We start from the raw sequence: 14,886 nt of genomic DNA on the forward strand, positions 1-14,886 counted from the left end.
CATGGCCGATCAAACCCCTCCCGATCTTCAGGACCGCCTCGATCAATTCAGCCAGCGCGGCAAATCCAAACGCCGGGGCAACGGCCTCGGGGTCGGCGCACTCGCCGCTGCCCTCGCCCTCGGCGGGGCCGGGGTCGCGTATTTCCTGGCCACCGGTCTGCAGGAGGGCGACAGCGCACTCGAGACCTCCGATGTCGAGACCTTCCAGGACCGCCGCCCCGGCACCGGCGGGCGGCTGGAGTTCCCGCCCGATGAGACCGAGCAACGGGTCAACGATGCGCTGATTGCCGTGGAGGAAGCGCTTGATGTGCCCGCCGCCCCTGCCCCGGAACCGAGCGCCGAAGTGCTGGCCGAGATCGCCAAGCTCCGCGAGGCCCTCGCCGCCAGCCAGGCCGCGCGCAACTCGGAAATCCAGTCCGCCGTCGCGGACCTGCGCGAGGCCTTCGATGACCGGAAGGCGGCCCTTGAAGCCACACTGGCCGCCAAGGAAACCGAGCTGGCCAACCTGCAGCGCCAGACCGAGACCCGCATCGAGGGGCTGCAGGCCATGCTTGATGCCGAGAGGGCGCAGCGCGAGGGGCTTGAGGCCGAGCTCGACCGCGAGGGGTTGATCGCCGATCAGCGTCTGCTCGAAGAGCGCCGCCGTCAGGAAGAGGAGCAGCGCCTGCGCGAGGCCGAGCGGGTTGCCGAGGAGCTTCTGACCGCGCAGATCAAATCCCCCGCAGTGGTCTATGCCGACGGTCCGCGGGGTGGCCAAAGTGGCGCGGCGGTGGCCGATCCGGCGACCGCTGGAACCGGGGGGCCGGTGCTCTCGGGCAATGAAGCGTTCCTGCAAAGCGCGCGCCCACTCGAAGTGCAGGAGGCCGCCCGCCTCACCCATCCCGAACGCACGCTGACCCAAGGGTCCGTCATCCAGGCGGCGCTCCAGACCGCCATCAACAGCGATCTGCCCGGCTCAGTCGTCGCGGTCGTCTCTGAGCCGGTTCCGGCGTTTTCCGGGGACCGGATCCTGATCCCCCGTGGGTCCCGCCTTTTTGGCCAATACCGCTCCGGCATCGAGATGCACCAGAAGCGCATCCTGATCCTCTGGACCCGCGTGCTGACACCGGACGGCACCTCGATGGAAATCGCCGCCGTGGGCGGGGACCAGCTTGGCCGCTCGGGCCTCACCGGTCTCGTCGACACCAAGTTCGCCGAGCGCTTCGCCGGGGCGGCGCTGATTTCCGTGATCGGGGCGGCGCCTACTGTGGCGGCCGAGAGCGCCAACAACGAAACCACAAGCATCGTCCTGGGCGATGTCGGCAGCGACCTGCAGGACGCTGTCGGCTCGGTAATCGCAGACCAGGTGTCGATCGCGCCGACGATCTATGTCGATCAGGGCGCCTCGGTCACCGTGCTCGTGGACCGGGATGTGGTGATCTACGGGGGTTCCGGTTCACAATGAAAAATGAGCATCTGGTTTCGCGTTCGAGCCGCGGGCGAGAGGCAGCGAAACAAGATTCAATATTACCGGAACCAACGAAATGATGGATCAGGCATCGCCAGCCTCATACCTCGAGCGTTATCTCGACCCGTTCCGCGATCTCCTGCGGCGTGACGACGTGGTCGAGATCGCGATCAACCCCGACGGCAAGGTCTGGCTCGAGGTCGCGGGGGATGCCACCATGCGCCACGAAGGTCAGACCGTGGATCGGACCACAGCCCTCAACATGGCCCAGACCATCGTCGGCGATGCCAAGGCCCGCGTCTCTGAAAAGAACCCACTCGTCTCCGGCAAGGTGGAATATGCGGGCCGCCCCCTTCGGGTCCAGGTCGCCGTGCCGCCCGCCATCGATCTCGGCGCTTCGATCACCATTCGCCTCTTCGCCTCGGGCAGCGTCCGGGACTACGCCCCCACCTATCTCTTCGGCAAGGCGGTCTCACTCGATGCACTCCGCGCCGAGAAGATGAAGAACATCGCCAGTCTTGCCGAAGAGAACCTCGAAGCTGCTCTGCAAACCCTTGTCGAGGCGCGTCTCAACGTCCTGATCAGCGGTGGTACCTCGACTGGCAAGACCACCTTTGCCCGGCATCTTCTGACGCATATCAGTGAACACGAACGCTTGATCACCATCGAGGACGCCTTCGAGCTATTCCCCGCCCAACCGAACACCGTCGCCCTCCTGGCCGACCGCGGAACCGGTTCGCAACGCAGCGCCAACGCCCTCCTACAGGCCTCCCTCCGCATGCGACCCGATCGGATCATCGTTGGCGAGCTACGCGGCGCCGAGGCCCTGACTTATCTCGAAGCGATCAACACCGGCCATGGCGGATCGGTCTCGACCATCCACGCGGAAACCGCAGAACTCGCCATCGACCGGCTTGCGATCATGGTGCTGCAGGCTGGCACACCGCTGACCTTCGCCGAAGTGCGCGAATACATCCGGAAATCCATCGATGTGATCGTCCAGCTCGGGCGGGCCGAGGGGAAGCGGGGGATTACGGAGTTCTATCTGCCGGGAAGGTGAATTCGGCAGACTGCACACGAAGCGCGCACAGACCCAGACTAGGCCTCTGAACTTCCGAAGGAATACTTCCGATCCTCCAAAGCCGGCTTCTACCCTGCTGCTTTTTAACCTGATGAGTGAATGCCGAAGGGATCAGGGCCGATATCCAACTTCTCCGCACTAAGGCATTGAGTTGAATGGACATGCAAGACCGCTACGCTGAAAGGACTAAAGTTCGTCCGCAAAGATTGGCCCTATCGTGATGTCGGCAACGATGAGCGGCAGTCGGCTGCCTTGATCTTGGAGAGCACCCCTGATCATCCACCAGCCACCCTCGGCGCCAACAGGATGACGGCCGCACCGATGAGGCAGATTGCGGCACCTGTCAGGTCCCAAGTATCCGGGCGCTGCTTCTCGATGAGCCACAGCCAGAGGAGCGAGGCTGCGATATAGACCCCGCCATAAGCTGCGTAGGCCCGCCCCGCGAAATCAGAGGGGGCAAGGGTCAGGAGCCAAGCGAAGACGGCCAGGCTCAGGAGGCCGGGGACCAGCCAGAGCACGCTCGCCCCTTGCCGCATCCAGGCCCAGACCGCAAAGCAGCCCGCAATCTCGGCCAGAGCGGCACCGATGTAGATGGCGAGGGTGCCGGGTGCGTTCACGATGCCCCCTCGCTCTCCGGATGCCGGTGATCGGTTGCGCATAGCGAATGGTCGCCCAGAACTTCAATGACCCGGCAATCGGCGATCCGACCGCCTGCACATTGCACGACCATGCGCTCAAGTTCGGCTTTCAGCGCAGTCAGGCGCGCAAGGCGGCTTTCAACCTCGGCCAGTTGCGCCCTGGCGATGACATCGGCGGCTGCGCAGGATTGATCGGGTCTGTCAGAGAGACTCAGAAGATCTCGGATAGTGTCCAGCGGAAAACCGAGCTCCCGCGCATGGCGGATGAAGGCTAGCCGATCCAGTGCCGACTGCCCATAGAGCCGCTGGTTCCCGGCACTGCGATCTGGCTCCCGCAGGAGCCCGATCTGCTCGTAGTAGCGGATCGTCGGAACCTTCACGCCGGCCGCTTCGCCCAATTTTCCGATGGTGAGCATCAGATTTCCTCTTGAAGCTATAGCTACTAGAGACCTTAGGTTCCCGACTCAGGGAATACAATGTTGCCCGCTGGGCGGGGTGGAAGGGCGTGATGACGGCGAACGACAGTGCAACCTACGAATGGACGGTTTCCGGGATGGACTGTGCGTCGTGCGCCGGCAAGGTCCGGGGTGCGGTCGAACGCCTGCCTGGCGTGAGCGACGTCGACGTGGCGCTGATGACAGAGCGGCTCCGGCTGACGCTGGACGAGGCGCAGACCCCGCGCGACCAGGTTGAGGCGACCATCAAGCGGCTCGGCTACGGGATCGCGACGAAAGGATCGAGCCCCGATCGGAAAGGCTTCGTGCTGCCGGACGATGAGCAAGCGTCCCGTGCGGACGGCTCGCGAGATGCCGCAGGACTCGAGCCCGACGCTGGATCGACAGGGCCCGAGAGCGGTCCCGGTCCCGGTTCGCGTTGGTATCAGACCGCGAAGGGCAGACTGGTGATCGGCACCGGTCTCCTCCTCGCGGCGGCATGGGCCGTGAAACTGTTCGCTTCCCAGGACGTGGCAACTTGGGCGTTCGTCCTCGCCACGCTCATCGGCGTCGCCCCTATCGCACGTCGCGCCGTGGCGTCCGCCAGAGCGGGCATGCCGTTCACAATCGAGATGCTGATGACCATCGCCGCCACCGGCGCGCTCGTCATCAATGCTGCGGAGGAAGCGGCGCTCGTCGTCTTCCTCTTCGCCGTCGGGGAGGTTCTGGAAGGCGTCGCGGCAAACAAGGCCCGCGACGGAATCCGGGCGCTCACTCGCCTTGTGCCGAAGACTGCTCTTCTAGAAGTCGCCGGCAGGACACGAGTGATACCGGCCGACCAGCTGCAGGTGGACCAGATCGTTCTCGTGCGCCCGGGAGACCGGATCCCTGCGGACGGCGAGGTCATCGAGGGCACTTCGGGCGTCGATGAGAGCGCCGTCACGGGCGAGAGCGTGCCGAAGCTGAAGGAACCTGGCGCCCCCGTCTTTGCCGGCTCCATCAATTCCGAGGCGGCGCTGCGTGTCCGGGTCACCAATTCGGCCGAGGACAACACCATTGCCCGCATCATCCGTCTGGTCGAGGAAGCGGAAAGCGCCCGGGCCCCGACCGAGCGCTTCATCGACCGTTTCAGCCGCATCTACATGCCGGCCGTCGTCGGAGTTGCGGTGCTGGTGGCGATCGTCCCGCCCCTCGCGTTCGAGCAAGGCTGGGACACGTGGATCTACCGCGCGCTCGCGCTTCTCCTGATCGGTTGTCCCTGCGCGCTGGTGATATCGGTGCCGGCTTCCATCGCCTCTGCGCTTTCTTCCGGCGCGCGTCGCGGGCTGCTGATGAAGGGAGGCGCCGTGATCGAGGCAGCGGCGGCCACCACACATGTCGCATTCGACAAGACGGGGACCCTGACCCACGGACGGCCGCGCGTCACGGACGTGGTGCCGGTCTCGGGATCGGAGACGGAGGTGCTGGCGCTGGCTACCGCCGTCGAAGCGGGGTCGAGCCATCCTTTGGCGGAGGCGATCCTGTCCCGCGCAGAAACTGCGCAAGTTCCGTCCCTGTCCGCGACCGCCGCCAAAGCGCTTCCAGGCAAAGGGGCCAAGGCCGTCGTTGAGGGTGAACCCGCCTGGGTGGGCTCTCCACGGTTCGCCGAGGAGCACGGTGTGTTGGACGACCTCGCGCGCGGGGCGGTGGTCGGCATGGAGGATGAAGGCAAGACAGTCGTCGTGATCTTCCGCCGGAGCCAGCTCGTCGGACTTGTCGCGCTCCGGGATGAACCCCGGGAGGATGCCGCCCGCGCGGTGCAGCAACTCAAGGCGCTTGGCATCGCGTCTGTGATGCTGACCGGCGACAACCGGCGCACGGCAGCAGCAATTTCCGCTGGGTTGGGCATCGAGCATCGCGCCGAACTGATGCCTGAAGACAAGGTCGCGGCGATCCGCGAGATGACGGCCACGGGCCATGTCATGATGGTGGGCGACGGCATCAACGATGCCCCTGCGCTCGCCACCGCCCACATCGGAGTTGCCATGGGTTCCGGAACGGATGTCGCGCTCGAAACCGCGGACGCTGCGATCCTGCGCAATCGGGTGACCGATGTGGCCGGCAAGATTCGGCTTGCTCGCGCAGCCATGGTGAACATCAGGCAGAACGTGGCGATCGCGCTCGGCCTCAAGGCGGTGTTTCTTGCGACGACGATCCTCGGCATCACCGGGCTATGGATCGCCATCCTTGCTGATACCGGCGCGACGGTCCTTGTCACGCTGAACGCGCTGCGGCTTCTCGCTTTCAACCCCGAACGGTCGGGCTGAGACAGCAACCCCGAGCCGAATGCTTGCTCAGCCAATTCGTCCAAGCACGGGAAAGGTGTCAAGTATCCAGTAGGACAGCGCACTCAGCCGCCCGGTCATCATCGCCACTCCCATCAGAACCATGACCGCGCCCGCGCCCTGGTGCAGCCGACGCCCGATCCGTCCGACGCCCCGCAATCGGCCGGCGAGCCTGTCGGTGAAACCCGCCACGATCAGGAACGGCACGCCCAGTCCCGCGGAGTAGACCGCAAGCAGTGCCACACCTTGGCCCACCGTTGCGCTCGCTGCGCTGGCGGTCAGGATCGCGCCGAGTATGGGGCCGATACACGGGGTCCAGCCGAAACCGAAGGCGAGCCCCAGCACGTAGGACGCGGCGGGCCTGCCGCCGGGAATGTCGAGATGGAAGCGCAGATCCCGCTGCATGGCGCCGATGCGTGCTGCGCCGATCATGAAGAGTCCGAACAGGATCACGATGCCGCCGCCGACGAGATTAAGCTCGTAGCGCCACTGCAGCAGCGCTTGTCCGAGGGCCGTCGCGGACGCACCGAGGATCATGAATATGGTCGAGAAGCCGAGGACAAAGCAGAAGCTGAGCCAAAGCGTCTGTGACCGGCCGGACGCCACGCCGCCTGTCGCCGTCCTTCCGGCGATGTAGGACACGTAGCCGGGCACCAGCGGCAGGACGCAGGGCGATGCGAAGGAGATCGCCCCAGCCAGCAAAGCCGCAGTCATTCCGAGAAACGACAGGTCAGCCATGCGCGACCTCCACAGGTTCGTGCCGCCACGGCCGGGCTCCGGTGGCCCAGCAGTAGCCGACGACCGAGATGACGATCCATTGCAGGATCGGGCTCAGCCCCGCGTCGATCACTGGGATCACCGGCATCATCTCGCGATAGGCCCAGGCCTCGCGCAGCTCGATGTTCAGCCACTCGCTGAAGATCGTGTAGGCGACGCCGAAGATCACCGCGCCCCCAAGCACGCGGTGCCCTCGGCTGCGGGGCCAATCCGCGCTGCCGAACACGCAGAGCGACAGCATGGTCGTGCTGAGCGTGATCAGGATGTCGCCGCCCGTGCAGTGGACCGCCGCAAAGACGAGCTCGCCCGGGGTCCCGGTGAGCCAGATCGTGTAGAGCGGCAGGTGCGCGAACTCCCAGACCAGATGCGCAATGGCGGCGAAGGCGATGTACCGGCGTAACGCACCGAGCCAGTCCCGTCCCGGCGCCGCGCCGGTCTCCAGCCCCGCTGTCATCGGAACGCCCTGAACAGTCGGTCCAGCAGTCCCGGTTCAGGCGGCGGCGCGTTGGTCAGGCCGTTGATGTAGAGCACCAGGTTGATACGTCTGAACTCCGCTCCATGGAAAATGCCGGCATGACGCCTGCCCCGACCGATGACATGGACCATGGGCGCATCCGCCCCGCGAGCGGAGAGCGCCGCGAAGGCCCCTGTGGCGGCCTCCACCGTTTCGTCAGTGGGCATGACGGACCGCCAGTTCGCGGCCTCCCCGTCCGGATCGGGCGCCGCGTCACCGCCAACGGCCAGAAACTGGACCATCTCGCGCATCGGCGTAACGTTCACAGCTTCGCGAACCTCCTGCAGAAGCGCCTGCTGATCGGCACAGGGCGTGCCGCAGCCCTCGGGCTGGAAGCTGAGCACGACGATCTGATCGGAAAGACCTGACAGATCGAGGTCGACGCCATCCGCTCCGGTGAGCGCCAGCGGCGGCATGCGGCGCGAGTCCGTGGGCTCGAAGGCCGGTTCCTTCTCGGCCATCACTTCGTCGAGACGTTCGCCGGGATGGTGCGCGACGGCCGGCGCGGCGCCTGCGAGGAGAAGCAGCGTGACAAGAGCGGGCAGCCTCATGGCTCTACCTCCGGCCCGGTCGCCGCTACGCCGAGCACAGGGACCTCCACGGTGATTGCGCCCGCGCGCTCGAAGGTCAGCGTCAGCGGAAACGAGGCGCCTTCGTCGAGCTTGCCCGCGAGCCCCATCAACATCAGATGCATTCCGCCGGGAGCAAACCGAACCGTCTGTCCCGCCTCCAGATCGAGCGCGTCGAGATGGATCATGCGCGTTACGGAATCCGTTCCCGTCTCGGAGGCATGGATCATCACGCGATCCGCGACCGGCGTCGTTGCTGACAGCAGCCGGTCGTCGGCATCGCTGCGCAGCACGAGATAGGCCGCGCCAGGACGCGACGCGAGAATACTGGCCCGCGCCCAGGGATCGCTGACGGAAACATCCGCCAGAGAGGCTGCGGGAAATGCGGCGATACACGCCGCGGTAAGAAAAAGTTTCATCAGGATCTCTCGTCCCTCTCGATACGCTTGAAAATCTCGTCGGCGAGCCCCTCCGGCGGTTGATCTCCTTCCCGGTAGACCGAGTCGAAGCCGCCATCAGGTCGCATCAGGTAGATGTAGCCGGAATGCGCCATCAGATAGCCGTCGGGCGCGGCGGCGTCCTCGGATCGCTCGTACCAGACGCGGAAATTGCCGGCGGCCTCGGCGACTTGCGCCTCGGTCCCCGTGAGGCCGATCAGCCGCGGATGGAACGCGGCGACATACTCCGCCATGATCTCGACGGTGTCGCGCGCTGGGTCGACGGTGACAAAGATCGGTGCGACCCGATCCGCCCCTAGCCCCAGAATGTCCATCACGCTGGCCATGTAGGCGAGCGTGGTCGGGCAGATGTCGGGACAGAATGTGAAGCCGAAGAACACCAATTGCCACTGGCCGTCGAAGCTGTCCGACGTCACCAATCGTCCCGCATGATCGGTCAGCGTGTAGGCGTTGATGATTGCGGCCTCGCCGGTCACTCGCGGTCCCGGCAGGTCGGATGGGATGAGGGCGCGCCAGAGAACGGCACCGCCGAGAGCCAGGGCGGATCCGGCAACGGCCGCCCAGAGCAGGCGCCGGATGCGTCGCAAGCCTTCGGAGTTGGAAGCGGAGTTCATCGGATCGGGTCCTTCTGGTGGGGCGAGCATCAGTCCCGTGCGCCGTCCGGGCTGGCGTCCGAACTCTTCTGGGCCGCGCAGGCCTTCGAACCGCCCATCATGCAGAGCCCCAGCCCGCACATGACGGCGCAAGGCGCAACCGCGAGGATCAAGGGGGCAGCGCCGATTGCGGCCACCCAGCCCCAATTGAGCCACAGCCCCGCGCCGATCAGCGCCATCGCGCCGAGGATGAGACCGCGGCGCCCGAAGGCCATGGAAAAGCGTCCTGGTCGGGCGGCGCCTTGGTCATAGGATGTATCAGGCATGGTCATCTGTTCCTTTCAGCGATGATGGTCTGGAATTGTGCGATCGCCTCCGCGCTGTCCCATTCGGCGGGTCCCGTCAGGCGGCCGCGTTCGCGCCCCTGCCGGTCGATCAGCAAGGTCGTGGGCAGTCCGATGACGGCGAAGGCGAGCATCGCGCGGATGTCCTCGGCGAGGTACTGGCCCAGATGTCGAATGCCGATTTCTTCGTAGAAGCGGCGCACCGGGCGCAGCCCCGCTCGATCGATGGACAGGGGCAGGACGTGGAAATCGTCGCCGCCAAGCCGCGCCTGCAACGCATCAAGCGTTGGCATCTCCTCGCGGCAGGGTGCGCACCAGGTGGCCCAGATGTTCAGCAGGACCACGCGGCCCTGGAAATCCGCCAGCGTCAGGTCGCGCCCGTCGCCATCCACGAAGGGCGGCGAGAGCATCTCGCGCGGGGTCTCGTGCAGCGGCATCAAGGGTCGAGCGGCAGCGGGTGTTGCAGCAAAAGCCAGCGCACCGGCCAACAGGTCGCGCCGCCTCATGATCCGTCCCCCGCCTGCAACCGGCGGACGACGGGCAGGATCTCTTCGTCCAGCGCGCGGCGGTCGAAGGGTCCGACATGCTTGTAGGCGATCCGTCCATCGCTATCGATCACGAATGTTTCCGGCAGGCCGTAGACGCCCCAGTCGATGGAAACACGTCCGTTCCGGTCGGCGCCAATGCGGGTGTAGGGATCGCCGAGTTCACGCAGAAAGGCCAGTGCGGCCTCGGGTGGATCCCTGTGGTTGATGCCATAGATCGGGACGGTTCCGGTTTCTGCCAGATCGACCAACAGGGGCATCTCCACACGGCAGGGCACGCACCAGGATGCCCAGACATTGACGATGGACACCCCGCCCGCGAGGTCGGAGGTGGCAAGGCCGTCACCACGGCCGTCTATCGGCGGCAGGTTGAAATCCGGCACCGGCCGGCCGATCAGCGTCGAGGGCAGCCGGTCGTCATTGTTGAACAGCCCCCAGTAGAAGGCGGCGCCTAGACCGGCAAAGACAATCAAGGGCAACAACGCCAGAGGCGAGACCCGGCGCACGCCCGGCTCCGTACCGACTGTCAAGACCCGCCCCCGTCGTTGACTGTCACTTCGGCCTGAAACCCGCGCTCGCGTTCGGGCCAGGTGCTCTTGATGTAGGCCAGAACGGCTACGATCTCGTCATCGGACAGGATGCCCTCGAACGCCGGCATGTCGCTTTCATAGCCGGGGACGATGGCGCTCACACCGAGCCTGGTGATTGTGAATAACTGGCGGTCCGCATGGTGCCAGGTATGGCCGCTCGCATCGTGCGGCGGCGCGGGCATCCGGCCATTTTCGTTACGCCTGCGCCAGTCGGGCTGGCCTTCCAGGTCCGCCCCGTGGCAGGAGGCGCAATTGGCGGCGTAGACCTCCTGCCCAAGCGCAAGCTGCGCCGCGGTGACCGGCTCGCCGAGGAAGGTCAGGCGCTCGGCGTCCGGCGCTTGTTGAGCCGACGCGATCCAGCCTACCGCACCGGTCGTCGCCACAAGAGCAGCGGCTGTGAAGAAGCCCCGGCGCGTCATGCGGGCCTCCGCAGATACTTGATCAGCGCCGCCACCGCCAATATCAGCACTGCGATCAGCAGCAGCAGGACAAGTCCGCCACCCAGCATCATGCCCACCATGGGCCCGCCCATCATCTGGCTCATGCAGTCGCCCATCAGCCTGCCTCCCTTGTGTCATCGCGCCATGCCACCACCCAGGCGGCGACGAGCGCGAAGAGAACGTGACCGACGAGCGCGACCCAGGTGATGCCTGTGAAGCCGAGGAAGGCGGGATTGCCGGCGACGAGATGCGCCATGACATAGAGCGCAAAGATCCAGAGCAGGACGCCGTAGAGGACGGCGGGGACCGCCCAGCCAAGCCCCGGCGCGAGCGTGCGCGCGATGGGCCGCGCGAGCACCATCCAGCCCAGCGGATAGGCGACCATCCCCGCGAAGTAGTGCAGGAATTCCGCCCCCGGCCGATAGGTTGCGCCGAAGAGCGTCTGGATCACGTTGTTGGCGAGTGGAACCGGCGCGAGGTTGGCGAAGCCCAGCATCGGGCTGAGGCTCTGGCCGAAGAAGTCGAAGGCGACGGTGGCGCAGGCGCCCGCCAGAGCCATCGTGACAAGGCCGGGTAGCGTGAACAGCGTTACGATTGCACCCTTAATCGCGACGCCCAAGTTCATCTGTGGGTTGGTTTCAGTATCGTTCATTCCGAACTCCTTATGTGTTTGAGGATTGCCCGAACAGCGAGGCAAAGTGCTGCCACGACCAGAATGGGACCGAGCGTCATCGCGAGGATCGCGAAGGCGGTTCCCAGCGTGTCAGCCATGAGGCCCGCGCCGTCATTCATCGGAATAGACAGCCACGCCGTCCGGCCCGAACGAATAGGTGCGCAGCGTGCCCGTCTTCGCGGGCGCCATCCCCGGCGCATTGGCGGGCATGCCCGGCAGGGTGATGCCGGTGATGTCGGGGCGTTCCTCGAGCAGCCGCTCGATGATCTCGGCGGGAACCAGACCGCTGACGACATAGCCGTCGATCATGGCGAGGTGGCAGCCCACCCCCTGCTCGGGGACGCCTGCGGCGACAGAGCGGTCGACGAAGTCATGATCGTCGATCACGGTGACCTCGAAACCTTCCGCCCGCAGGTATTCTGCATAGGCGTCGCAGCAGCCGCAGCCGGGATCGCGCCAGATAGTCACGGGTTCGGCTGCAAGGGCCGGGGTGGCTAAAGCGAGGAAAGTGGCAAGAGCAATACGTTTCATGTTTGATCCTTTCATGTGGTCGGAAGCGCGGCCCATGAAGCCCCGCCGTCATGGCTGAGGATCACCCCGTCCGCGGTGGCGGCGGCGATCCAGGATGGCTCTGTCGGGTGAACGGCGAGCGCGATCGCGACGAGGCGCGATCTCCGCGACCAGGTCACCCCACCATCGGTGGAGGCCCAAAGGCCCGAGGGCAGCCCGGCGACAAGTCGTTCCGGGGCAGCCATTGCCGAGGCGAGAGCCAGTACCGGCTCGCCCTCGGGCAGCGGGGCCTCGGGCGCGGGCGGCGTGCCCGCGAACAGCGCATCCATTGCGTCGCCCGCCACCACGTCCTGCCAGCGGCAGAAGCAGTCGGGCACGCGGGTCAGGCCGCGCTCGGTTCCGGCGTAGACCCAGATGCCGCCCATGCCTGAGGCGAGATTGACAGAGGCGAGCGTCAGCACCTCGCGCTCGGCCTCAGCGATCCAGGGGCGGTCCATCACGAAAGACCAGTTTTCCCCCGCGTCTTCACTGCGCCAGAGCCCGTCGCCTGCGGCGGCGGCATAGAGCGTGTCCGGGGCGCCGGCTGCGATGGCGAGCGCCGTGACCTGCGCCTGCGGCAGTCCTCCCGATGCCGCGCGCCATGTCCGGCCGCCATCGTCGGACCGGTCGAGCCCGCCGCCGTCCAAAGCCGCGAACAGCCGCCCGGTCCGCGCGGGGTGACAGGCGAGCGCGCGAATATGGTCGCGTGGCGTGGCCGAGGCTGCGGAGGCGCCGCCCGACAGGTCGTGCCGCCACAACTGCGCGCCCGCAACGACGAGCGCATCGCCGTCGAAGGCCAGTGCAGGGGCCACAATGCCCTGGGCCCGTGCCCGCAGCGCTGGCAACAGCCCGGCGGCAGCCACACCGCCAAGCATGGCAAGCACGTGGCGTCGTCCGAACGGATTTGTAGCTGGATTGTTCATGTTCATTATCTCGTCCTCGTCATGCCACACGGAACACCCCCATCATGCCGCCGGCTTGGTGCTCGAGGATGTGGCAATGGAACATCCAGTCGCCAGGATTGTCGGCGACGAAGGCGATCTCGACCCTTTCGCGTGGGGCCATCAGCACCGTGTCCTGCCACTCGCCATGCGCCGTGGGCGCGCCGTTGCGGCTGATCACGCGAAAGGAATGGCCGTGCAGGTGGATCGGGTGGTGGAACGCCGTGGCGTTGGTCATGGCGATGACGTGAGAAGCATCGCGCTCCAGCGTCAGCATCGGGTCGAGGATATGCCCTTCGGCCGCCACGCCGTTGACGAACCAGATGCTGCCGTCGTGCATCCGGCCCATCATGCCGCCGCCCATCATGCTTTCCTGGCTGGCAATCCCCATCTCACGCTCGACCATCCCGCCCATCATGCCGCCGGTGAAGGTCACCTCGTGGCGGCGGGCGCGGGCGATGTCGGGCTCAGGCAGCGGGTTCGGGGCCAGCGCCATGTCCCAGTCGGGCGGCGCGTCGCGCAGTGGCGTCTCGGCGTAAGCCAGATCGATCACGCCAAAATTCTGGTCCGAGAAGAACCGGTCCGTGATCGTCATCGTTTCGCCCGGCGCACCCGTCATGTCGAGCATCAGATCGACCCGCATCGCCGGGCCGATCACCACCCATCCACGCGGGTCTTGAGGCGTGTGCGGCGTGACCGGCTGGCCGTCGAGCGCGATGACCTGCGGCGCGAGATCCCTGAAATCCAGCGCGAATATGCGGGCATTGGCGGCGTTGATCAGGCGCAGCCGGATCCGCTCGCCTGTCCGCACCGGCACGGCATCGGGGGCGCGACCGTTAATCGTCACCGTGTTGCCCAGCCGTCCGGCATGGCTCATGTCGTGGAACCCGCCGAAGTCGTCCGAGATGGCGGCCTCTTGCGTCAGCCGCCAGTCGTCCAGCACCCAGACCAGCTCGCGGTCCACGCGCGGCGGGTCTGCCTCCTCGATGATCAGCGCGCCGTAAAGCCCGCGCCCGACCTGCTCGAAGCTGCGCTGGTGCGGGTGATACCAGAATGTGCCGGCATCGAACGCGTCGAACTCGTAGGTGAAGGTTTCGCCCGGCGCGATGGGCGCCTGGGTCAGATGCGGCACCCCGTCCATGGCATTGGGCACCCGTAGCCCGTGCCAATGGACCGTCGTCTCCTCGTTCAGCGCGTTCTCGACCGCGATGCGCAGCCGGTCGCCTTGCCGTACTCGGATCTCCGGGCCCGGCACGATACCGCCATAGCACCAAACGTCGCTCTGGCCCCAGGGCTCTGGAGCCAGCCGCGCCCGTCCCGGCGCGGCGCGCAGGGTGAAGGCGCGGTGCGTATCTGCCCAGGTCGGGTGCAGTGAAAGCGCGGCGCCCGCTGCGGCGCCACCGGCCAGAAAGCCTCGGCGCGACAGCGCCGGTGGGAAATTCGAAGTCATGTGTTTGTCTCATCTGAATTGTGCCGTTCGATCTCGCGCGAGCAGCGCGAGGGCTGAGCGCCTCCAGTCGCCATTCAGGCGCTCAGAGACGCGGGCCAACGGTCACAAACACGCCCTCGCAGGCGGCCTACCGTCGGATCAGATGAAAGTTCGGGGAGGGAAAGGGTCCGGCGGCGCTCTGAGCCCGCGCGGAAGGGCCATGCCGAGAGGCCGGTCCTGACGCAGCAACGGCATCATGAACTGTGCGGGTTCCACCGCTTTCAGGACGGCGAACGCGGGCGCAGTACAAATCAGATCGCAGCTTGCGTTCGCGCCGCTGTCGCCGTCCTCGGGACAGCCCTGGCACTCGGGCATCGACATCGCGCCGCCGTCCGCCATATCCAACGCCATCGCGTTCGCGCTCACCGCATGCACGATTGTGCTCGCGGCAAACACCACAAGAAACATGACGGCAATGAGTGAGGCGAATTTACGCATTCTCAATGAATTACTGCCCGGTTCATCCAATGTCCATTCACG

General features: G+C 66.2%; 20 protein-coding genes. 3 read left to right on the forward strand and 17 right to left on the reverse strand.

The features are described from left to right. Position 1: 1 nt before the first annotated feature. Both N1037_20700 and virB11 read left to right on the forward strand, forming a co-directional pair. The gene (locus N1037_20700) at positions 2 to 1,444 is read left to right on the forward strand and encodes a type IV secretion system protein B10 (protein ID UWS81676.1); all 1,443 of its coding nucleotides are present in this window, start codon (positions 2 to 4) and stop codon (positions 1,442 to 1,444) included. An 82-nt stretch (positions 1,445 to 1,526) separates the two neighbouring features. After that, positions 1,527 to 2,507 carry a P-type DNA transfer ATPase VirB11 gene (virB11, locus tag N1037_20705; GenBank protein UWS81737.1) on the forward strand — a complete coding sequence of 327 codons (981 nt, stop codon included), beginning with the start codon at positions 1,527 to 1,529 and terminating at the stop codon, positions 2,505 to 2,507. Between the two features lie 296 nt (positions 2,508 to 2,803). Here the strand turns inward: virB11 and N1037_20710 are convergent, their stop codons facing one another. Together N1037_20710 and N1037_20715 are read right to left on the reverse strand one after the other, a co-directional pair. Beyond that, positions 2,804 to 3,145: a YnfA family protein gene (locus N1037_20710; GenBank protein ID UWS81677.1), complete on the reverse strand. Its 342-nt coding sequence runs from the start codon at positions 3,143 to 3,145 to the stop codon at positions 2,804 to 2,806. Further along, positions 3,142 to 3,582 carry a helix-turn-helix domain-containing protein gene (locus tag N1037_20715; protein ID UWS81678.1) on the reverse strand — a complete coding sequence of 147 codons (441 nt, stop codon included), beginning with the start codon at positions 3,580 to 3,582 and terminating at the stop codon, positions 3,142 to 3,144. Before N1037_20715 ends, N1037_20710 begins: the two co-directional genes overlap by 4 nt. 92 nt (positions 3,583 to 3,674) lie before the next feature. On the opposite strand from N1037_20715, the gene N1037_20720 reads away from it, so the two are divergent. Continuing rightward, positions 3,675 to 5,906, forward strand: coding sequence for a heavy metal translocating P-type ATPase (locus N1037_20720; GenBank protein UWS81679.1), 2,232 nt, complete (start codon positions 3,675 to 3,677; stop codon positions 5,904 to 5,906). A 27-nt stretch (positions 5,907 to 5,933) separates the two neighbouring features. On the opposite strand, the gene N1037_20725 is transcribed toward N1037_20720, so the two are convergent. The 15 genes from N1037_20725 to N1037_20795 all read right to left on the reverse strand — a co-directional run bounded on the left by N1037_20725 (position 5,934) and on the right by N1037_20795 (position 14,844). Further along, positions 5,934 to 6,662: a sulfite exporter TauE/SafE family protein gene (locus N1037_20725; protein ID UWS81680.1), complete on the reverse strand. Its 729-nt coding sequence runs from the start codon at positions 6,660 to 6,662 to the stop codon at positions 5,934 to 5,936. Then, positions 6,655 to 7,155: a hypothetical protein gene (locus N1037_20730; GenBank protein UWS81681.1), complete on the reverse strand. Its 501-nt coding sequence runs from the start codon at positions 7,153 to 7,155 to the stop codon at positions 6,655 to 6,657. Before N1037_20730 ends, N1037_20725 begins: the two co-directional genes overlap by 8 nt. After that, complete coding sequence (locus tag N1037_20735; GenBank protein UWS81682.1) at positions 7,152 to 7,766, reverse strand: cytochrome-c oxidase; 615 nt, start codon at positions 7,764 to 7,766, stop codon at positions 7,152 to 7,154. Before N1037_20735 ends, N1037_20730 begins: the two co-directional genes overlap by 4 nt. Beyond that, on the reverse strand, positions 7,763 to 8,203 hold the full coding sequence (locus tag N1037_20740; protein ID UWS81683.1) for a copper chaperone PCu(A)C: 441 nt from the start codon (positions 8,201 to 8,203) through the stop codon (positions 7,763 to 7,765). Before N1037_20740 ends, N1037_20735 begins: the two co-directional genes overlap by 4 nt. Next, positions 8,203 to 8,856, reverse strand: a complete 654-nt coding sequence (locus tag N1037_20745) for an SCO family protein (GenBank protein UWS81684.1) — start codon at positions 8,854 to 8,856, stop codon at positions 8,203 to 8,205. The genes N1037_20740 and N1037_20745 overlap by 1 nt, the downstream gene beginning before the upstream one ends. Before the next feature lie 29 nt (positions 8,857 to 8,885). Continuing rightward, the gene (locus N1037_20750) at positions 8,886 to 9,161 is read right to left on the reverse strand and encodes a hypothetical protein (protein ID UWS81685.1); all 276 of its coding nucleotides are present in this window, start codon (positions 9,159 to 9,161) and stop codon (positions 8,886 to 8,888) included. Between the two features lie 2 nt (positions 9,162 to 9,163). After that, positions 9,164 to 9,685, reverse strand: a complete 522-nt coding sequence (locus N1037_20755; protein ID UWS81686.1) for a TlpA family protein disulfide reductase — start codon at positions 9,683 to 9,685, stop codon at positions 9,164 to 9,166. Continuing rightward, on the reverse strand, positions 9,682 to 10,254 hold the full coding sequence (locus tag N1037_20760; GenBank protein ID UWS81687.1) for a DsbE family thiol:disulfide interchange protein: 573 nt from the start codon (positions 10,252 to 10,254) through the stop codon (positions 9,682 to 9,684). The genes N1037_20755 and N1037_20760 overlap by 4 nt, the downstream gene beginning before the upstream one ends. Beyond that, positions 10,251 to 10,733 carry a cytochrome c gene (locus tag N1037_20765; GenBank protein UWS81688.1) on the reverse strand — a complete coding sequence of 161 codons (483 nt, stop codon included), beginning with the start codon at positions 10,731 to 10,733 and terminating at the stop codon, positions 10,251 to 10,253. The genes N1037_20760 and N1037_20765 overlap by 4 nt, the downstream gene beginning before the upstream one ends. Beyond that, on the reverse strand, positions 10,730 to 10,870 hold the full coding sequence (locus N1037_20770; protein ID UWS81689.1) for a hypothetical protein: 141 nt from the start codon (positions 10,868 to 10,870) through the stop codon (positions 10,730 to 10,732). The genes N1037_20765 and N1037_20770 overlap by 4 nt, the downstream gene beginning before the upstream one ends. Beyond that, positions 10,870 to 11,406 carry a hypothetical protein gene (locus tag N1037_20775; protein UWS81690.1) on the reverse strand — a complete coding sequence of 179 codons (537 nt, stop codon included), beginning with the start codon at positions 11,404 to 11,406 and terminating at the stop codon, positions 10,870 to 10,872. Before N1037_20775 ends, N1037_20770 begins: the two co-directional genes overlap by 1 nt. 132 nt (positions 11,407 to 11,538) lie before the next feature. Next, a complete protein-coding gene (locus N1037_20780; protein UWS81691.1) occupies positions 11,539 to 11,958 on the reverse strand; it encodes a metal-binding protein in 420 nt (139 codons plus the stop codon). An 11-nt stretch (positions 11,959 to 11,969) separates the two neighbouring features. Further along, positions 11,970 to 12,905 (reverse strand): hypothetical protein, encoded by a 936-nt coding sequence (locus N1037_20785; protein ID UWS81692.1) that lies wholly within the window; start codon positions 12,903 to 12,905, stop codon positions 11,970 to 11,972. A 13-nt stretch (positions 12,906 to 12,918) separates the two neighbouring features. Continuing rightward, positions 12,919 to 14,367, reverse strand: a complete 1,449-nt coding sequence (locus tag N1037_20790) for a multicopper oxidase family protein (protein ID UWS81693.1) — start codon at positions 14,365 to 14,367, stop codon at positions 12,919 to 12,921. A 138-nt stretch (positions 14,368 to 14,505) separates the two neighbouring features. Beyond that, a complete protein-coding gene (locus tag N1037_20795) occupies positions 14,506 to 14,844 on the reverse strand; it encodes a hypothetical protein (protein UWS81694.1) in 339 nt (112 codons plus the stop codon). Positions 14,845 to 14,886 lie beyond the last annotated feature (42 nt).

This window comes from Phaeobacter sp. G2, from assembly GCA_025163595.1.
Lineage (GTDB): Bacteria > Pseudomonadota > Alphaproteobacteria > Rhodobacterales > Rhodobacteraceae > Pseudophaeobacter.